17 protein-coding genes and 1 pseudogene are annotated in these 18,902 nt (G+C 73.4%); 7 read left to right on the plus strand and 11 right to left on the minus strand.

The genetic code is table 11. The features are described 5' to 3' along the window. Window positions 1–60: 60 nt before the first annotated feature. From rbfA to rimP, 6 genes and pseudogenes are all read right to left on the minus strand, one after another. Window positions 61–510: pseudogene (gene rbfA / locus K4S16_RS05850) on the minus strand (30S ribosome-binding factor RbfA); the annotation flags it as partial. Between the two features lie 86 nt (window positions 511–596). Further along, window positions 597–893, minus strand: a complete 297-nt coding sequence (locus tag K4S16_RS05855; protein ID WP_149258061.1) for a DUF503 domain-containing protein — start codon at window positions 891–893, stop codon at window positions 597–599. Window positions 894–1,103: 210 nt separating this feature from the next. Further along, window positions 1,104–4,139: a translation initiation factor IF-2 gene (gene infB, locus K4S16_RS05860; RefSeq protein ID WP_149257704.1), complete on the minus strand. Its 3,036-nt coding sequence runs from the start codon at window positions 4,137–4,139 to the stop codon at window positions 1,104–1,106. Between the two features lie 108 nt (window positions 4,140–4,247). Further along, window positions 4,248–4,589, minus strand: coding sequence for a YlxR family protein (locus K4S16_RS05865; protein WP_308800780.1), 342 nt, complete (start codon window positions 4,587–4,589; stop codon window positions 4,248–4,250). Continuing rightward, the gene (nusA, locus tag K4S16_RS05870; RefSeq protein ID WP_141586750.1) at window positions 4,555–5,604 is read right to left on the minus strand and encodes a transcription termination factor NusA; all 1,050 of its coding nucleotides are present in this window, start codon (window positions 5,602–5,604) and stop codon (window positions 4,555–4,557) included. The genes K4S16_RS05865 and nusA overlap by 35 nt, the downstream gene beginning before the upstream one ends. Before the next feature lie 26 nt (window positions 5,605–5,630). Then, complete coding sequence (rimP, locus tag K4S16_RS05875) at window positions 5,631–6,293, minus strand: ribosome maturation factor RimP (protein ID WP_149257706.1); 663 nt, start codon at window positions 6,291–6,293, stop codon at window positions 5,631–5,633. A 265-nt stretch (window positions 6,294–6,558) separates the two neighbouring features. On the opposite strand from rimP, the gene K4S16_RS45560 reads away from it, so the two are divergent. The 3 genes from K4S16_RS45560 (at window position 6,559) to K4S16_RS05890 (ending at window position 9,137) form a co-directional block, all read left to right on the plus strand. After that, the gene (locus K4S16_RS45560) at window positions 6,559–7,536 is read left to right on the plus strand and encodes a ferritin-like domain-containing protein (RefSeq protein ID WP_235036594.1); all 978 of its coding nucleotides are present in this window, start codon (window positions 6,559–6,561) and stop codon (window positions 7,534–7,536) included. 82 nt (window positions 7,537–7,618) lie between these two features. After that, window positions 7,619–7,981, plus strand: a complete 363-nt coding sequence (locus tag K4S16_RS05885; RefSeq protein ID WP_149257707.1) for a hypothetical protein — start codon at window positions 7,619–7,621, stop codon at window positions 7,979–7,981. A 91-nt stretch (window positions 7,982–8,072) separates the two neighbouring features. Further along, entirely contained in the window at window positions 8,073–9,137 is a 1,065-nt protein-coding gene (locus tag K4S16_RS05890) for a TRM11 family methyltransferase (RefSeq protein WP_149257708.1), read from the plus strand. Here K4S16_RS05890 and K4S16_RS05895 read toward each other — a convergent pair. Next, window positions 9,129–9,830: an HAD family hydrolase gene (locus tag K4S16_RS05895; RefSeq protein WP_149257709.1), complete on the minus strand. Its 702-nt coding sequence runs from the start codon at window positions 9,828–9,830 to the stop codon at window positions 9,129–9,131. The two genes, K4S16_RS05890 and K4S16_RS05895, sit on opposite strands and share 9 nt — an antisense overlap. Window positions 9,831–9,936: 106 nt before the next feature. Here K4S16_RS05895 and K4S16_RS05900 point away from each other — a divergent pair, with 106 nt between their 5' ends. Beyond that, the gene (locus K4S16_RS05900) at window positions 9,937–11,481 is read left to right on the plus strand and encodes a hypothetical protein (protein WP_149257710.1); all 1,545 of its coding nucleotides are present in this window, start codon (window positions 9,937–9,939) and stop codon (window positions 11,479–11,481) included. A gap of 61 nt (window positions 11,482–11,542) precedes the next feature. Beyond that, window positions 11,543–11,812: a hypothetical protein gene (locus K4S16_RS05905; RefSeq protein ID WP_149257711.1), complete on the plus strand. Its 270-nt coding sequence runs from the start codon at window positions 11,543–11,545 to the stop codon at window positions 11,810–11,812. A 68-nt stretch (window positions 11,813–11,880) separates the two neighbouring features. Here the strand turns inward: K4S16_RS05905 and K4S16_RS05910 are convergent, their stop codons facing one another. Further along, a complete protein-coding gene (locus K4S16_RS05910) occupies window positions 11,881–13,311 on the minus strand; it encodes a hypothetical protein (RefSeq protein ID WP_149257712.1) in 1,431 nt (476 codons plus the stop codon). Between the two features lie 227 nt (window positions 13,312–13,538). Here K4S16_RS05910 and K4S16_RS05915 point away from each other — a divergent pair, with 227 nt between their 5' ends. Both K4S16_RS05915 and K4S16_RS05920 read left to right on the plus strand, forming a co-directional pair. Further along, a complete protein-coding gene (locus tag K4S16_RS05915; protein WP_149257713.1) occupies window positions 13,539–14,741 on the plus strand; it encodes a lysylphosphatidylglycerol synthase transmembrane domain-containing protein in 1,203 nt (400 codons plus the stop codon). Between the two features lie 129 nt (window positions 14,742–14,870). Beyond that, a complete protein-coding gene (locus K4S16_RS05920; RefSeq protein ID WP_149257714.1) occupies window positions 14,871–15,416 on the plus strand; it encodes a flavin reductase family protein in 546 nt (181 codons plus the stop codon). Here K4S16_RS05920 and K4S16_RS05925 read toward each other — a convergent pair. The 3 genes from K4S16_RS05925 to K4S16_RS05935 all read right to left on the minus strand — a co-directional run bounded on the left by K4S16_RS05925 (window position 15,394) and on the right by K4S16_RS05935 (window position 18,894). Further along, window positions 15,394–16,614, minus strand: a complete 1,221-nt coding sequence (locus K4S16_RS05925) for an ROK family transcriptional regulator (RefSeq protein WP_149258062.1) — start codon at window positions 16,612–16,614, stop codon at window positions 15,394–15,396. The genes K4S16_RS05920 and K4S16_RS05925 overlap by 23 nt on opposite strands. Continuing rightward, the gene (locus K4S16_RS05930) at window positions 16,614–17,372 is read right to left on the minus strand and encodes an ATP-binding cassette domain-containing protein (protein WP_149258063.1); all 759 of its coding nucleotides are present in this window, start codon (window positions 17,370–17,372) and stop codon (window positions 16,614–16,616) included. The genes K4S16_RS05925 and K4S16_RS05930 overlap by 1 nt, the downstream gene beginning before the upstream one ends. A gap of 238 nt (window positions 17,373–17,610) precedes the next feature. After that, window positions 17,611–18,894 (minus strand): sugar ABC transporter permease, encoded by a 1,284-nt coding sequence (locus K4S16_RS05935; protein ID WP_235036595.1) that lies wholly within the window; start codon window positions 18,892–18,894, stop codon window positions 17,611–17,613. Window positions 18,895–18,902 lie beyond the last annotated feature (8 nt).

Below are 18,902 nucleotides of genomic sequence, written 5' to 3' on the forward strand. Positions count from 1 at the left end.
GCGCCCGTCGAAGGCGGGCCCGTCCTCGTCGAGGTCGTCCTCGTCGAAGTCGTCGTCGAGGTCGTCGTCGAGGTCGTCCTCGTCCTCGGCCGAACCGGGCTCGCGGTAGGGGTTGGCGTCGCCCGCGGGAGACGCGCCCTGCGCGGCCCGTGCCACCTCGGCGTCCTTGGCGCGGGCCTGGGCCAGCAGGTCGTCGATGTGCGCCGCGTTCTCCATGAGGGAGTCCATGACGAAGGTGATGCTGGGCGTGTGGCGGACGCCCGTCTTCCTGCCCACCTCCGACCGGATGACGCCCTTGGCGCTCTCCAGCGCGGCGGCCGTCTCGGCGCGCTCGCCATCCGACCCGTACACCGTGTAGTACACGGTGGCGTCGCGCAGGTCGTTGGTGATGCGGGTGTCCGTCACGGTCACGAAGCCGAGCCGCGGATCCTTGATCCGCCTCTCCAGCATCTCGGCGACGATCTGCTGGATGCGGTCGGCGAGCTTGCGCGCCCGAGCTGCGTCCACCATGATCGCACTCCCTTTCTATGGTCTGAGCGGGAAGGTCGGTCCCCGCTCCTTCATTGTGAGGCGGCGCCCGCCTCCGCGCCCGGCCGTCAGTCCTCGCTGCTGAACAGCCGCTGCCGGGCGGACAGCAGTTCGATCTCCGGCCGTCCGGCCACGAGCCGCTCGCACTGGTCGAGGACCTCGGTGCAGTTCGCCGCCGTGCCCGACACCACCGCCACCCCGAGCTCCGCCCTGCGGTGCAGGTCGTGGTCACCGGTCTCGGCGACGGCCACCGCCGGGAAGCGCTTGTGCACCTCGGCGATGAGGGGACGGAGGACGGACCGCTTCTGCTTCAGCGAGCGGACGTCTCCCAGCAGCAGGTCGAGCGTCAACGCACCCACGTACACCTGGTCGATCACCTCGGGGGTCGTCAGAAGGTGGAACGACGGAGGTCTTCCGCCGTGTTCCCGGCAGGACATGACGGACGCCAGGCTAGAAGATCCGCCTGGCGCCCTGTCACCCGATTAAACGATCACGTCGCCGGCGGGCCCGGACGGGCCCGCCGTGCCGACCGCCCGCGCGGCCCCTCGCGGGGCCGCGCGGACCTGCCGACCGCCTCAGTCGCGGGGCTTCTCCCGCATCTCGAAGCACTCGATGACGTCACCGAGCTTGATGTCGTTGTATCCGACACCGATGCCGCACTCGAAGCCCTCGCGGACCTCGGTCGCGTCGTCCTTGAAGCGGCGCAGCGACGACACCGTGAGGTTGTCGGCGACCACGACGCCGTCGCGGACGAGGCGGGCCTTGGCGTTGCGCTGGATGATCCCCGAGAGGACCATCGAGCCCGCGACGTTGCCGATCCGCGGCACCTTGAAGATCTCGCGGACCTCGGCGGTGCCGAGCTGGGCCTCTTCGAACTCCGGCTTGAGCATGCCCTTGAGGGCCGCCTCGATCTCCTCGATCGCCTGGTAGATGATCGAGTAGTACCGGATGTCGACGCCCTCGCGGTCGGCCAGCTCCTGCGCGTTGCGCTCCGGCCGCACGTTGAAGCCGATGATGACCGCGCCCTCGGACGCCAGCGACAGGTTGACGTCGTCCTGCGTGATCGCGCCGACGCCGCGGCGGATGATCCGCAGGTTGACCTCGTCGCCCACGTCGATCTTGAGGAGGGAGTCCTCCAGCGCCTCGACGGAACCGGACACGTCGCCCTTGAGGATGAGCAGCAGCTCCTGCCGCTCGCCCCGCTCCAGGTCCTTGAACAGCTCTTCCAGGGAGCTGCTCTTGCGGCTCTTGAGCAGTTCGGCGTTGCGCTTGCGCGCGACCCGCTTGTCGGCGATCTGCCGGGCGACCCGGTCGTCCTCGACGACCAGGAAGTTGTCGCCCGCGCCGGGCACGGCCGCGAGGCCGAGCACCATCACCGGACGGGACGGGCCCGCCTCCTCGACGCTGTTGCCGTTCTCGTCGAGCATCGCCCGGACGCGGCCGTTGGCCACGCCGCAGACGATCGAGTCGCCGACCCGCAGCGTGCCGCGCTGCACCAGCACGGTCGCCACGGCGCCCCGGCCCTTGTCCAGGTGGGCCTCGATGGCCGAGCCCTGGGCGGGCATGTCGGGGTTGGCCTTCAGGTCGAGCGTGGCGTCGGCGGTCAGGACGATCGCCTCCAGCAGCCCGTCGATGTTGGTGCCCTGCTTGGCGGACACGTCGATGAACTGCGTGTCGCCGCCGAACTCCTCGGCCACCAGCCCGTACTCGGTCAGCTGCGCCCGGACCCGGTTCGGGTCCGCGCCCTCGACGTCGATCTTGTTGACCGCGACGACGATCGGGACCCCCGCCGCGGTGGCGTGGTCGATCGCCTCGGTGGTCTGCGGCTTGACGCCGTCGTCGGCCGCGACCACCAGCACCACCAGGTCGGTGGTGTCGGCACCGCGGGCACGCATGGCGGTGAACGCCTCGTGGCCCGGGGTGTCGATGAAGGTGATCTTGCGCTCCTCGCCGTCGACCTCGGTCTCGACCTGGTAGGCGCCGATGTGCTGGGTGATGCCGCCGGCCTCGCCCGCCTGCACGTTGGCGTGCCGGACGGCGTCCAGCAGCTTGGTCTTACCGTGGTCGACGTGGCCCATGACGGTGACCACCGGCGGACGCGACTGGAGGTTCTCCTCGCCGCCCTCGTCCTCGCCGTACTCGATGTCGAAGGACTCGAGCAGCGCGCGGTCCTCGTCCTCGGGGCTGACGACCTGGACGTCGAAGTCCAGCTCGAGCCCGAGCGCCATCAGGTCGTCGGGGTCGACCGACTGGGTCGCGGTGACCATCTTGCCGAGGTGCATCATGATCGCGACGAGCGACGCCGGGTTGGCGCCGATCTTCTCGGCGAAGTCGGTCAGGGACGCGCCCTGCGGCAGCCGGATCGTCTTGCCGTTGCCGCGCGGAGCCGAGACGCCGCCGACGGCGGGCGCCTGCATGTTCTCGAACTCTTGACGACGCGCCCGCTTCGACTTGCGTCCGCGCGCCGGGCGACCGCCGGGGCGACCGAAGGCGCCCTGCGTGCCGCCGCGACCGCGACCTCCGCCACCGGGACGGGGGCCGAAGCCGCCGCCACCGCCGGGACGACCGCCGGCACCCGCGCGGGGGCCGCCGAAGCCGCCGCCGCCACCGGGACGGCCGCCGCCACCGGGACCGCGACCGCCGCCACCCGGGCCGCGACCGCCGCCGCCGGGACCGCGACCGCCGCCGCCACCGCCGGGACCGCCGCGCCCTGGGGCGCCCGCGGGCCGGGAGGACGGCATGTTCATCGGGCTCGGACGCGGGCCGCCCGGCCGGGGCGGCATGCCGCCCGGGTTCGGGCGCGGACCGCCGGCGCCAGGGGCGCCGCCCGGCCGCGGGCCGGGACGCGGACCGCCCGCGGGCCCTCCGCGCTCCGGCCGGTCACCGGCCGGACGGGGGCCGGGACGCGGCCCCGGCTTGGGCGCCTGGCCCATGCCGGTGTTGGTCGAGCTGAACGGGTTGTTGCCGGGACGCGGCCCACCGGGGCCGCGGCCACCGCCGCCGCCGCCCTGGCGCGGCGCGGGGCGCGGGCCGGGCTTCGGCGCGCGGGGGCCCGGCTTCGGGCCGCCGGGTGCGCGGTTGCCCGCCCCGGTACCGGGACCGGACGCGGGCGGGGCGCTCGGGCCCTGCGCCGCGGGCGCGTTCACCGGCATGCTCGGCGCGGGCGGGACGGGCCGCGGCGCCGGCTGAGGGCCGGGCTTGGGCGCGCCGCCCTGGCCGCCCTGGCCACCGGGACTACCGGGGGCGCCGGGGGCGCTGGGGCCGCTCTGGCCACCGGGACCACCGGGGCCCGGCCTGGGCACGGACGGCCGCGGGCCCGGACGGGGCCCAGGACGCGCGCCCTGAGAATCGGAACCACCGCCGCCGGACGAACCCGGACGCGGCGGTGCGGACGGGCGCGGAGCGGGCTTCTTGCCCGCGGCCCGTCGGTCGCCCTGCTTGGGGGCGGAAGAAGAATTTGAGAAGGCTTCTGTCAGCCTGCGAACGACCGGCGCCTCAATCGTTGAGGACGCCGACCGTACGAACTCGCCCATTTCCTGGAGCTTGGCCATGACGACCTTGCTCTCTACACCGAACTCCTTGGCGAGTTCATAAACCCGGACCTTCGCCACTGCACTCCCTACTCGGTCCGGGGGTGCGGCCTCCGGACCGTCGCTAACTTGCCGTACTCATCGCGGCGTGCTCATCGAGCGCTCATAGCAATCTCGACCTGCTTCCGACTAGACGTCGCTTACCATTCGGCCATCCTGCTGCCGCGCGGCGAGGGCCGCAAGTCGCTCCCGCAGCGGGCCGGCGTCGAGCGGGCCCGGCAGGCGGAACGCCCGCGGGAACGCCCGACGCCGCTCTGCGAGTGCGAGACACTCCGGATCGGGATGCAGATGCGCACCCCGTCCCGGCAGCCGCCCGCGAGGATCGGGGACGATGACGCCCTCGACCGCCACGAGGCGCAGCAAGTCGGACTTGACCGTGCGAACCCGGCAACCCACACACGTGCGAACAGGGGCCGCCCGGCCACGTCCCATGAGTCTACCGCGCCGAGGCGTCGGCGGGGCCTGTCGCATGTTCTCCTGACGCAGAAGATCCAGATTCGCCGGGTCCGGCGCTGTTCGGGGGCGTCTGTACGGGCTCGGTGTCGGACCGGATGTCGATCCGCCAGCCGGTGAGCCGCGCGGCTAGCCGGGCGTTCTGCCCCTCCTTGCCGATGGCGAGGGACAGCTGGTAGTCGGGCACCACCACCCGGGCGACCCGGGCGTCGGCGTCGACCACCTCGACACTCGAAACACGCGCCGGGGACAGGGCATTCCCGACGAACTCCGCGGGGTCCTCCGACCAGTCCACGATGTCGATCTTCTCGCCGTGCAGCTCGCCCATCACGTTGCGGACCCGGCTGCCGAGCGGGCCGATGCAGGCCCCCTTGGCGTTCACCCCGGACTTGCGCGACCGCACGGCGATCTTGGTGCGGTGGCCGGCCTCCCGGGCGATCGCGGCGATCTCCACCGTGCCGTCGGCGATCTCGGGGACCTCCAGCGCGAACAGCTTGCGGACGAGGTTCGGGTGCGTGCGCGACAGCTGCACCGAGGGGCCGCGGTGGCCCTTGCGGACCTGCACCACGTACGCGCGCAGCCGCTCGCCGTGCTCGTAGCGCTCGCCGGGCACCTGCTCCTGCGGCGGCAGGATCGCCTCGATCTTGCCGAGGTCGACCAGCACGTTCCGCGGGTCCTTGCCCTGCTGGATGATGCCGCTGACGATGTCGCCCTCGCGGCCGGCGTACTCGCCGAAGGTCAGCTCGTCCTCGGCGTCGCGGAGGCGCTGGAGGATCACCTGCTTGGCGGTGGTCGCGGCGATGCGGCCGAACCCGGTCGGGGTGTCGTCGTACTCGCCGACGGCGTTGCCCTCGTCGTCGGTCTCGGTCGCCCACACGGTCACGTGGCCGCTCTGCCGGTCGAGTTCGACGCGCGCCTTCGGCGCCGCGCCCTCCGTCCGGTGGTAGGCGATCAGCAGGGCGTCTTCGATGGCCTTGACGGCCACGTCGAGCGAGATGTCCTTCTCGCTCTCCAGGCCCCGTAGGGCGGTCATGTCGATGTCCACGAGAGTTCCCCCCTCTAGTCCGGCTCCGCCGGAGAACGCGTTTCCTCGGCCGGCGACGAAGGCTTGAACTCCACCTGCACACGGCCGCGCCCCAGCTCGCCGAGACCGAACCGGCGCCGCACGGTCTCCGGCCCGGCGGACTTCCCGCCGCCCGCCCCGGCTCCCTTGCCCCGGCGCTTCCGGACGACGTCGATCTCGACGGCCTCGTCGTCGGCCGCCACCACGCGGCCCTCGATCTGGCCTCCCTCGGTCAGCGGGGCGACGACCAGCCGGCCGACGGCGCGGCGCCAGTGCCGCGGCTCGGTGAGGGGGCGGTCGACGCCCGGCGAGGTCACCTCCAGCACGTAGGGCGAGGACCCCATGACGTCGGACCCGTCGAGCAGCTCGGAGGTCGTCTCGCTCAGCCGGGCGATGTCGTCGAGGCTGATCCCGCCGTCGGCGTCGACGACGACCCGGACGAGCCGGCGGCGGCCCGCGGGCCGCACGTCGACCTCCTCCAGGTCGTAGCCCGCCTCGGTCACCGCGGGGGCGAGCAGCCGGGTGAGGGCCGCGGCGGCCGCGTCGCGGCCGGGCCGGGCGGTGTCGCGCACCGGGCGCGCGCCCTCGCGCGCCGGGGCCGCCTCATCCGATCGGCCGCGCCTCCCCTGAGCGCGGCCGCCACGGGACTCGACGCTCATGGGTCCTCCTCCTGTTGTGCCGCCTGCGATCCGTACCGCCGCCCGCGGCGGCGGGATCGCCGCTCGTCCGCCGACACCTCAAGACTATCGACAGCCGGGGACCGCGGCGGTCTTTACGGCGGCTCTCCGGCGCGGCGGATATGGAATGCTTGAGCTGGCCCGATGGGCGCGTCCGGGGACCGCCGCCGCCGCGGGCCGCCGCCATCTCCGCCACCGGGTGAGGAGACTTCCTTTGCCAGAGGCCGCACCGCCGCCGGGGCAAGCGATGTCACGCTCGACGCAGGCGCTGTCACGCCGCGCGCTGCTGGGCCGCGCCGTGCTGCTGGGAGGCGCCGCGGTGCCGGTGCTGCCGTGGCTGGCCTCCTGCGCGGCGGAGGCGGCCGCCCCGCGCAAGGACGTGCCGACGCTCGTGGGCGCGATCGCGTCCGAGCAGAACCTGATCGCCTCGTACGAGGCGGCGCGGTCGGCGAACGCCTCGCTGGCCGGCCGGCTGGACCCGGTCCTCGCCCGTCACCGCGAGCATCTGGCCGTTCTGAGGCGGCACTACGTCCCCGGCTCGGGCGATCGGGCCGACGAGGGCGGCGCGATCCCCTCCCCCAGCGCCGCGCCCGTCCCCGCGGGCACCGCGGGGCTCGCCGCCCTGCGCGACCTGGAGGACCGGGCCGCGCGGGCGCGCATGACCGACGCCGCCAAGGCCGGTCCGGCGCTCGCCCAGCTGCTGGCGAGCATCGGCGCCTGCGAGGCCGGCCACGCCATGACCGTCAGCGGCGCGGCGCCGCCCGTCCGGGCCAGGTCGGACGCCGAGGCCCTGCAGGCCGCGCTGTCCGCCGAGCACGCGGCCGTGTACGGGTACGGGGTGCTCGGGGCCAGGCTGCGGGGCCCCCTCCACCAGACCGCGAAGGACCTGTGGAACGCCCATCGCGCCCGGCGCGACGAACTGGTCTCCATCCTGTCGGCGGCGCCGGTCCCCGCGGCGGCCTCCTACCGGCTGCCCGTGAGGGTCACCTCGGTCCGCAGCGCGGCCCAGCTCGCGGCGGCGCTGGAGGGCGACCTCGTCCCCGCCTACATCGGTCTCGCGGGCGTCTCCTCCCCCGACCTGCGCGCCTTCGCCGCCGACAGCGCGCAGCGGGCCATGGCGTGGGCGGCGCGCTGGCGGTCCAGGGCGGGGGCCGCGGCGCCCTCCGAGGCGTTCCCGGGGCTGCCGCCGGCGGCTCTGTCCCCGCGTCCCGAACCCGGTGAGTGATCTTCGGCACGGTGGGAACGAAGGGCCCGTTCGGTGTCGTTACTCCTGTTGCCACGGGATGACTTCGGGGGAGGGAGCCCACGTGACCACGACTCCGCAGACGGGCGGGACGAGCGCCCTCGACGACCTGCGGGCCGCTTACCACGAGCAACTGACGCGGCTGGCCGCCGAGCGCGACGCCGCGCGGCGCCAGGCGCGCAGGGCCCAGGCGCAGGCGGACGTGGCGCGGTCCGATCTGGCCAGCCTCAAGAGCCGCGTCGCGGAACTGCTGAACGCCGCCGCGCGGCACCTCCCGGACCTTCCACCGGTGGAGGGCCCGGACGCGGCGGAGCTTCCGGCCGCCCGGGAGGCGCGGGCCCTGCCCGCCGCCTCGCGCGGTCCCGCTCCGGAGCCGCCCGCGGAGGCGGGCGGCAAGGCCGAGGATCGGCCCGCGCGAGCCGCCTGACGAGAGAGGAGCGGCCGTCACACGCCGCGCGGAGACCGCCGGACCCCCGTCCCGGCGGTCTCTCCTCTCCGGGTCCAGTAGGGTCCACCAAATGACCGCGTACGGCCTTCTCGTCTCCCCTTCGCACAACCGGGTCTATGCACAGTCCGCCGCCGACCTGGTGAAAGCGGAGCTGGCGGTGTTCAGCGAACGGGCCCTGGGCGGGCGCGTCCGCGACATCGAGGAGACCGCGATCGGCGGCGTCCCGTACGTCACGTTCTCCGCCGACGCCCTGACGGACCAGGACGTCCGCCTCCTGTCGAACCTGTCGTCGCTCTACGCGCTGTTCCAGATCGAGGGCGAGCTGCTCCGCCCGGTCGGGCTCCAGCCCCTCGACCTGTTCGGCAGCGACCTGCTCACCATCCAGAAGTACTCGGGCAAGACGAACGAGTACTTCACCAAGCTGCTGCTGAACGTCACGGCGATGGCGACCGACTCCCCCATGGACCTGGTCACCGGGCGCCCCCGCGTCTTCGACCCCATGTGCGGGCGGGGCACGACGCTCAACCAGGCAATGATGTACGGGCTGGACGCGGCGGGGATGGACGTCGACGGCAAGGACTTCGACGCCTACGCGGCCTTCATCAAGACCTGGCTGAAGAACAACCGGGTCAAGCACCAGGCCGAGGTCGCCAACGTGCGCCGCGAGAAGGCCGTCCTCGGGCGGCGCCTGCACGTGACGCTCGGCGCGTCCAAGGAGCGCTACAAGAGCGGCGAGACGATGGAGATCACCGTCGTGAACGCCGACTCCCTGGGCGCCGGGCGGTTCTTCCGGCCGGCGTCGTTCGACCTGATCGTGACGGACGCCCCCTACGGCGTCCAGCACGGGAGCCGCGCCAAGGGGACGCAGCCCGGCCGCAGGGGAAAGCCGCAGCTGTCGCGCAGCCCCGTGGAGCTGCTGGCGGCGGCCGTCCCCGAGTGGGTGCGGCTGCTGCGTCCGGGCGGCGCCATCGGCATCTCGTGGAACACCTTCGTCGGCCGCCGCGAGCAGCTCGCGGAGATCCTCGCCTCCAGCGGCCTGGACGTCCGGGACTCCGGCGCCTACCGCGGCTTCCGCCACCGCGTCGACCAGGCCATCTCCCGCGACCTGATCGTGGCCGCGAAGCCGTCAGGCTGAGTGCCACCGCTCCACGTGCGGGAGCAACTCGTCCAGTTCGTGGATGAGGGCGTCGGGCGGGGTGAGGCCGGGCCGCTCGAAGGCGTGGGTGGTCTGGTGCCAGATCTGGACGGCCCGCAGACCGGCGGACTTGGCGCCGTGGATGTCGTCGAAGGGGCGGTCGCCGACGAAGACGCAGGAGCCGGGGTCGGTGGCGCCGACCGCGTCCATGGCGGCGCGGAACGCCTCGGCGTGCGGCTTGGTCCAGGGGATCTCGCTGGAGTAGACGGCGCCGTCGAGCAGGTCGAGGACGTCGTCGCGGGCGAAGACGCGCTCGTGCCAGTCGCGCGTCCAGATGGTGTTGGACAGCACGCCGATCTTGATGCCGCGCTCGCGGAGGGCGCCGAACAGGCCGGGGACGGCGGGATCGGTGTGGGTGTGCGGGGTCCACGTCTCGAAGTGGGTGTCGAGCAGGGCCTCGGTCGGCTCCAGCCCGGCCATCGCGAACGCCTCGGCGAGCGTGGCGCTGCGGTGCTCCTCGGTGCCGCGGCGCCACAGCTCGTCCTCGGCGGCGACGAGGGCGGCGACGGCCTCCTCCAGGGTGTCCGGGGGGAGGTGGGCGGCGCAGATCGCGCGCCACATGTCGGCGAGTTCGAGGTCGTGCCAGGGGGTCAGCGTGCCGCCCCAGTCGAAGATCACAGCTTGTACGCCCATGCCCCGGATCGTAACCATCGGGGGGCGCCGGACGATCACCCTTTTACGCGGTGGTCGTCCCGGAGGGCGCGACCGGGGCCACCCTGTCCGGTCAAGGGAGCCCTCCATGCGCAGACCCCTGCTCGCCGTCCTCCTCGCCGCCGCCCTGGTGGGCGCGGCGGTCCCGGCTGCGGCCGACCCGATCCCCGACGGCCCCGGGACGGGGCTCGTCCCGGCGTACGTCGGCGCGCCGGCCGCGCCCGCGCCGCTCGCGGGCCGGCCCGTCCCGGCCAACCCGCACCAGGGACCGGTCGGAACCTCGTCCATGCACGCCGACAGCTACGCCTCCGACACCTATCCGTTCCTGGGCCCCCTGGGCCGTGACCCGCAGGTGCTGGACGAGGCCAAGGGCGGCGGCCTGCCGGGCCTGTGCTCGACGGTGACGTTCGCCCGCCGGACGGGGCTGATCGTCGCGCAGTGCACGCGCGGGCAGAACCTCGTGCTGCGGCTCATCGATCCGGGGACGCTGAAGGACCTCGCGACCTACGAGCTGCCGCCGAGGCCGTCCACCGTCCAGGCGGTGTTCTCGCTGAGCCTCGACAAGGTGTTCACCGACACCTCGGGCGGGGCCTACTACTACCTGGACCCGCAGGACCGCGCCGTGCTGGCGGACTCGGCCTTCCACCTGCGCCGTTTCGCGCACGAGAAGGGCCCGGACGGCCAATGGCGCTTCACGGTCACCGACGACTGGGACCTCGGCGCGCACCTCCCCCACGACTGCGCGACCTGGACGAACCCGTGGCCGAAGGGGGAATGCGACCCGGTCACCGCGGTCGGGCCCGACTGGGGCGGCCTCATCTGGTGGGTCACGAAGGGCGGCCGCGTCGGCACGGTGGATCCGGAGTCCGGGAAGGTCCGGATGGCGCGGCTGGAGGGCGAGACGATACAGAACTCGTTCGCGGCCGCCGAGAACGGCGTCTCGGTCGTGTCCGACCACGCGCTCTACCAGATGCGGGCCGCCGCGGACGGAACGCCGCGGATCGTGTGGCGCGAGCCGTACGACAGGGGCAGCGGGCGCAAGCCCGGCCAGATCGACCAGGGTTCCGGGACGACCCCCACGTTCTTCGGCGACGGCTACGTGGCCATCACCGACAACGCCGACGACCGCATGCACGTGATCGTCCGGCGCGCCGAGGACGGCGGGCTCGTGTGCCAGGTGCCCGTGTTCGGCAGCGGGGCGAGCGCGACGGACAACTCCCTCATCGGCTACGGCCGCAGCCTGTTCGTGGAGAACAACTACGGCTACCGCAACTTCTTCGAGCTGCCGCCGGGCGGGTCGTCGACGGGCGGGGCGAGCCGCGTGGACGTGAGACCGGACGGGACGGGCTGCGAGACCGTCTGGACGAGCACGGAGCGCTCGCCGTCCACCGTTGCCAAGGTCTCCGTGCCCGCCGGGCTGCTGTACCTCTACACGAAGGAGCCGCGCAAGGACCTCATCGACGCCTGGTACCTCACCGCGGTGGACGTCCACACGGGCCGGACGGCCTACAAGGTGCTCACCGGAACGGGCAAGTGGTTCGACAACAGCTGGGCGCCCGTCACCATCGGCCCGGACGGGACCGCGTACGTGGGCGTCGTCGGCGGGCTCGTCGCCGTCCGCGACCGCGAGTAGGGCGCCGGTGTTCGGGGATACCGGTCCGATCAGCGAAACCGAGACGGACAGGGGAGGAGTCATGAGGGCACGCGAGCCGGGTGAGTCCCGCGACTTCCGCGAGGATATGGACGACATGGGCGACAACACCCAGGACGAGCAGATCGCCCTGACCGAGGAGTACGTGAACGACCCTCCCGAGGACCTGCGGATCGAGGAGCCCGAGGAGAGCCGGGACGGCCTGGGCATCACCGAGTACGAGCGGGAGGCCCGCGGAGAGCACGACGAGGAGCGCCCCGCGCCGATGAGGGCCGCCGAAGAGGACGCGGTCAACCCCACCCGCAGGCCGTGAGCACCCGCAGGCCGTGAACGCGGCGGCGCCCGCACCGGGCCGGTGCGGGCGCCGCCGGGGCCGCCGGGCTAGGGCATGCCCGGCTTCTGCAGTTCCTTGCGGTAGATCCAGAACAGCATCCGCTGGCCGGGGCGTTCGGTGATGCCCCAGATGCGGTCGCCTCCCGAGTACGGGTCGAACGCCAGGGACTCCCCGCCGATCGGCCCGACCACGTGGAACGGCGCGTTCCCGTCGCCGTCGCGATCGCTGTAGACGCTGCCGGGCGAGGCGCCGTTGGACACGTCGTAGTAGAGGGTGTCGCCAGTCCCGCTGTGGTACACGGCGGCTCCCTGGACGTGGGTGAGGTTCGTCCCGAACACGGTCGTCGAGGTCACCCGTCCCGACCCGTCGGTCTTCAGCGACCCGTCGGCGTTGAGAGGCCAGCGCACCGCGCGCATGGGCTTGGCGGACGTCACCCCGCCCTCGATCTTGTACTCCGCGGTGAGCAGGCTCGCGGGCGAGGTCGTCGGGTCGTAGGTGACGGTGCTGAAGCACAGGTCCTTGTCCCTGGCGGACGGCACCACGTCCCAGGCCGGGCAGGCCCCGGCGTTCTCGGGCCTGTACGTGCCGGTCTGGAACAGGGCGTACTTCTCGTTGTGGGCGTAGAACCGGCCGTCGGCGCCGACGCCCAGGATGTTCTGGCCCGTCGCCACCCGGTAGGTGCGGCGGACGTCGTACACGCGCAGACCGGACGTGTCGGCCGTGTAGAGGAAGTTCCCGGCCAGCGCGACGCCGCCCTGGTGCTGCTTGGCGTCGTCGACGCCCTTGACCGAGACTGGCCCGGCCGGGGAGTTGGCGGGCGAGACCTCCTGGACGGCGAGCTTCCCGCCGGCGGTCACCGTGGGGATGGCCAGCGTGACCGGCTGGTAGGCGCCCTTGGCGTCCACTCGGGGGCGGGGCCCCACCGTGACGCGCGACCCGTCCGTCACCCAGTCGGACCCCGACTTGTGCCGGTGGTACCAGCTGAGCGCCACGCCGTCGAGCTGCGCCGTGCGGCTGATGGCGACGCCCTGAGGGATCCAGTACTGGCTGCTCTTGTCGCCGTTGTCGAAGCACCACGCGCCGAGCGTCACCTTCGCGTCGACGGCCTTGACCGCGTCGTTGGATCCGCAGCCGCTCTTCCAGGTGAGGCCGTTCGCCGCGCCGGCCGCCGCCGCCGCGAGGTCCTTCTGCCGCGTCATGCCGCGCGCCGGGTCCGCGGCCATGGCGTCGAGCTGCCTCAGGGCCTCCGCCGAGACGGGGGCGGCCTTCAGGGTGAACGACACTCCGGGCAGCGGCGCGGTGTCGCCAGGGGCGGCGGCCGCAGCGACGGCCGAGACCGCCAGGTCGCGCGTCGCCCCGGACGGCGGGGCCAGCGCCACGGCGACGGCGAGCGAGGCGGCGCCCGCGCCGAGGCCGATCGCGGTCGTTCTTCCGCGGGCGGCCTTTCCGCGGCTCGGCGTCCTTAGGCGGGGGGACATGGAGTCCTTTCCGTGGGGGCGGGCAGGAAGTAGGACAGAACGGAGATGTTAGACACCACATGATCATCTGTCAGAACGTTGTGAAAGGTTCCTGATTCCGCCCGCCGACCCTCCGCCCGCGCCGGGCGTGGCGCACGTCACTTTGCGGTTCGTTTCCCACCCCAGGGGAATGTCTTAGCCGGGCCATAGGTTGCGCAATGCGGGCGAGCTTGCGAGGTGACCGGGACATGTACGAGGCAGTCACGGCACCGGTCCGTCCCCCGGCCGAAGCCGACCCGTTCCCGCTCCGGGAGGAGCCCGACGAGCAGGCCCCGCGGCGCCCGTGGTGGCGGCGCAAGGCCGGCCTGATCCTCCAGTGGGCCCTGGTCCTCGGCGCCCTCGCCGCACTCCCCCTCTACCGCGACGAGCTCCCCGACCTCGGCGCCATCCTGACGGCCGTGTCGCACGCCGACCCGGGCTGGCTGGCCGTGGTCGTGCTGGCCGTGGCGGGCTCGATGGGCGCGTTCGCCCGGCTGCAGCGCCGGCTGCTGCGCATAGGCGGGCTGCGGATGCCGCTGCGCCGCGCGTTCGCGATCACCTACGCGGGCAACGCCCTGTCCACGACGCTTCCGGCGGGGCCGGCGGTGAGCGTCGTCTACACGTTCCGGCAGTTCCGCCGCGCCGGCGCCTCGGCGCAGCTCGCCACCGCCGTGATCCTGGCCGGCGGCGTGATCACCACGTCGGCCTATTCCCTGATCGGCCTCCTGGCGCTGGTGGCCGACCCGCACGCCCGCGGGATCGCGCTGTCGGCCCTCGCCGTCCCGCTGCTCCTGGCCGTCCTGCTGGTGCCCGCGCTGCGGTGGCGCCCCCTCCGCGCCCTGCTGACGGCCCCGCTGCGCCGCGGCTACCGGGCCGCGCTCGCCAACCCCAAGATCGCCCCGTACGCGGAGCGGCTGGCCGGCGTCCGCGAGATCCTGCGCCCGACCCTGCGCGACTGGGCCGCGCTCATCGCGCTGGCCCTGCTGAACTGGGTGTTCGACATCCTGGCGCTGCTGTCGGCGGCGCACGCGGTCGGCATCCAGGTGGCCCCGAACGGCGTCGCCCTCACCTACTTCGCCGCCCAGGCGGCGGGCAGCCTGCTCCCGCTGCTGCCCGGCGGCCTCGGCGCCATCGAGGGCAGCATGGCCGCATCCCTGGTCGCGTTCGGCGCGACGCTGTCGCCCGCCGCCGCGGCCGTCGGCCTGTACCGGCTCGTGTCCTACTGGGCCGTCGTCGCGGTGGGCTGGATCGCCTGGGTCGCGCTGCACGAGGGGCCGCGCGTCCCGGCCCGCGGCAAGGCGTGGCTGGCCGGTACCGGCCGCCTGATCGTCGACGGCATGTCCACGGTGGCGTTCCTCACGCCCTATGCCGCCGTCCCGGCCCAGACCCCCGCCGAGGCGCCGCGCCCGTAGGCTCCGCCTCCGTCCGGAGACCGACGACCCGGCGGGACCTTCGACCGAGATCGCCCTCCCGGGGAATCAGGACCCCGCGACAAGGGCTTTAGTGGTCGTCGACGTACCCCCGCCACGGAACGGACCACCATGCACGGATCGCCCGACCGCTCGTCCGGACCCTCGGCGACCGGCCCCGGCCCGGCCGCGTTCCGCTCGGTGCTGAGCAGGTTCGCGACCGGCGTGGTCGCCGTCACCGCCATCGATCCCGCCTCGGGCCTCCCCGCGGGCCTCGCCGTGAACTCGTTCACGTCCGTCTCCCTCGACCCGCCCCTCGTGGCGTTCTGCGTGGCGCACACGAGCAGGACGTGGCCGATCCTGCGCGCCTCCGACCGCTTCTGCGTCAACATCCTCGCCGCGCCGCAGCTGGAGGTCTCCGAGCGGCTCGCCTTCGGCAGCGGCCCCGACAAGTTCACCGGCGTCGGCTGGACGCACGGCCCCGGCGGCGCCCCCCTGATCGACGGCGCCCTGGCGTGGATCGAGTGCTCGGTGGAGCAGGAGCACACCGCCGGCGACCACCTGCTCGTCGTCGCCCGCGTCCACGACCTCGCCGAGCACCGCGACGGCGATCCCCTGGTCTTCTACCGGAGCGGCTACGGGGCCTTCACGCGCTTCACACCGTCTCGGGGGCTCTGAGACGGGCCAGGACCTGGACGGGGTCGGCCAGGACCTCGGCGAAGGCGAACTCGGCAGCACCCACGAGGGTGGTGTCGTCGCCCAGGGCGGCGGTGCGGAGCTTCACCTTCTCCCTGGGGGCGGCGAGGGCGCTGGTCGCGAGGACGCTGCGGATCTGGGCAGCGGCGCCCAGGTAGATGTCGCGGAGCGTGCCGCCGAAGATGACCAGGCCGGGGTTGAAGACGTTGACGAGGTTGGCGACGCCGAGGCCGAGCCAGGTGCCGACGCGGTGCAGCGCCTCCCGGGCCGTGATGTCGCCGGCGTCGGCGGCGGCGACGATGTCGCGGACCGCGTCGCGCCCGGCCTGGCCGGGGATCTCCTCGCGGCCTGCGTGGGCCAGCAGCGTCCGCTCCCCCACCTCGGCCTCCAGGCAGCCCTTCGAGCCGCAGGCGCAGGGCCGGCCGCCGGGGTTGATGACCATGTGCCCGATCTCGCCGCCGAAGCCCTCGTCGCCGCCGAGCAGCCGGCCGTGCGCGATGATGCCGCCGCCGACGCCGACGTCGCCGTGCAGGTAGATGAGGTTGTCGCAGTTCACCCCCGCGCCGCGCTCGTGCTCGGCGAGGGCGCCGAGGTTGGCGTCGTTGCAGACCGAGACGGGGATGCCGAGGCCGAGGCGGCGGGACAGCGCGTCGCCGAGCCGCAGGTCGCCCACGTCCAGGTTCGGCCCGAACATGATCGTGTCGTCGGAGCGGCGGACGGTGCCGGGGAAGCCGAGGGCCGCCCCGACGCAGACGGCGTCGCGCTCGGCCTTGCGGACGAGGGACCGGGCGCCGGCCACCAGCACGCCCAGCAGGTCGCCCGGATCGGCGTCGCGGGCACGGACGCCCTCCCGGCGGTCCAGCACGACGCCGCCGAGGCCGACGCGCGCGACGACGAGCCGGTCGACGCCGACCTCGAACGCCAGCACGTACACGCGGGTGGACTCGGGCCGCACCACCAGGGACGGGCGCCCGGCGCGGCGTCCCGGCCCGCGCGGCAGTTCCTCGCGCACCAGCCCGGCGGCGGTGAGGTCGGAGGTCAGCGCCATGATCGTGCTGCGGTTGAGGCCGAGGGACTCGGCGAGCACGGCCCGGGACGCGGGGCCCCGCAGGTGCACGAAGCGCAGCAGCGTCCCGAGGTTGTGGCGCCGGATGTCCTCTTGTGACGGGCCCGCCTTCATCATCGGCGCAGCCCCAGCTCTCCGCTGGTCCCGGAGGTGATCAGCTCGACGACCTCCCGGTGGGTGACGTCGGCGGTGCGGACCTGGGCGACCATCCGGCCGAGGTAGAGGGCGGCGATCCGGTCGGAGACCGCGAACACGTCGTTCATGTTGTGCGAGATCAGCACGACGGCGAGGCCCTTGTCGGCGAGCCGCCGGACGATCTCCAGGACCTGCTGGGTCTGCGCGACGCCGAGCGCGGCGGCGGGCTCGTCCAGCACCACGAGCTTGCTGTCCCACAGGACGGCGCGGGCGATCGCCACCGTCTGCCGCTGCCCGCCCGACAGCGTCGAGATCCGCTGCCGGACCGAGCCCATCGTGCGGACGGCGAGCCCCGACAGCGTCGAGCGCGCCATCTCCTCCATGAGGGTCTCGTCCAGGGCGAGGCCGCGGCGCTCCTCGCGGCCGAGGAACAGGTTCTGGACGATGTCGAGGTTCTCGCAGAGCGCGAGGTCCTGGTGGACGATCTCGATGCCGAGGCGGGTGGCGTCGCGGGGGCTGCCGACCCGCACCGGCCGGCCCTCGAAGCGGTACTCGCCCCGGTCGAACGGGTGGATGCCGCCGATGCACTTGACCAGGGTGGTCTTGCCGGCGCCGTTGTCGCCGACGAGCGCGGTGACCTCGCCGGGATAGGCGGAGAAGGCGACGTCCTGCAGCACCTTCACGGAGCCGAAGCTCTTGTCGATACCGCGCAGGTCCAGGACCGGCGTCACTGACATGCCGAGGGGCTCCCACCGTGCCGCACCGCCGCCGCGCGCCAGGCGGTCGTGATCAGTGAGGGTATCAGCAGGATTCCCCGGCCCGATACCGCCGGAGGGCCGCTCGGGGCGGTCCTCCGGCCAGGCCGGGGAGCCGATGTCGCGGGCCACCGGCTCCCCGGCCTCCCCGGCCGCGTTCATGGCGTCACCGCGTTCATGGCTTCACCGTGTTCTTCACGGCGTCACCGCGCCCACGAGGTCACCGTCCCGTGCTGGAGCGGCGGCGCCTCGCCAAGGCGTCGATGCTCGCGGCGAGCAGCAGCACGACCCCGGTGATGAGGTAGCTCAGGTAGGCCTTGGTGCCGAGCAGCCCCAGCCCGTTGTCGATGAGCGCGATGACCAGGCCGCCGAGCACGGCGTCGCGGGCCTTGCCGCGCCCGCCGAACAGGCTCGTCCCGCCGATGACCGCGGCGCCCACCGCGTACAGCAGCGTGTTCCCGCCGCCCGCGTCGGTGGCGACCGAGTTGAGGCGGGACGCGGCGACGATGCCGCTGATCGCGGCCAGCCCGGACGCGATCATGAAGACGGAGATCCGGATGCGGGTGACGTTGATGCCGGCCCGGCGGGCGGCCTCGGCGTTGCCGCCCACCGCGTAGATGTGCCGGCCGTAGGCGGTGCGGCCCAGCACGAACGTGCAGGCGACGAGCAGGACGCCGACGAGCAGCACGCCCCACGGGATCCCGCCGAGGTCGATCAGCGGGCTGGGGGCGCGGTCCAGGCTCAGCACGTAGGTGCTGATCAGCAGCGCGGCCGCGACGACGCCGCACTGGGCGAGCACGAACCCGAGCGGCTTGGAGTGCAGGTTGCGGACGTGCTGGCGGCGCCAGCGCAGCAGCAGCGTGGCGGTGTAGCCGACGACGCAGGCGACCGCGAGCGTCCAGCCGAGCCAGATCGGCATGTTCTTGTTGGAGAGCGCCACCACGAAGTCGTCGCGGACGGGCACCGTGCCGCCCTCGCCGATGAGCCGCAGCGTGATGCCCTGCAGGCCGAGGAAGAACGCCAGCGTCACCACGAACGAGGGGATGCGCAGGAACGCGACCAGCCAGCCGATCGTGGTGCCGATGACGATGCCGATCGCCACGGAGCTGATCACCGCGACGTACCAGGGCTGCCCCGCGTCGACGATCAGCTTGGCCATCACCGCCGCGCAGACGCCGCTGGCCACGCCGGCCGACAGGTCGATCTCGCCCAGCAGCAGGACGAAGACGAGCCCCATCGCGAGGATCGTGATGGGCAGCGCCTGCGTGGACAGGTTGGCGATGTTGGCCTTGCTGAGGAACGTGTCGGGCTTCAGGATCGTGAACAGCACGACCAGCGAGATCAGGCCGAGGACGGCGGGCAGCGCGCCCAGCTCGCCGGCCTTGATCTTGTACCAGTAGTCCAGCAGCGCGGACCTGGAGTCGTGCTGGCGCCGGTCGGTCGAGAAGTCCGAGTCCGCCAGCTTCATGGCGGTCTCCTTGCCGTTGGGGAGGTCGGTGGACACCTGGTCCC

This window comes from Actinomadura sp. K4S16 (assembly GCF_008327685.1).
Classification (GTDB): Bacteria; Actinomycetota; Actinomycetes; order Streptosporangiales; family Streptosporangiaceae; genus Spirillospora.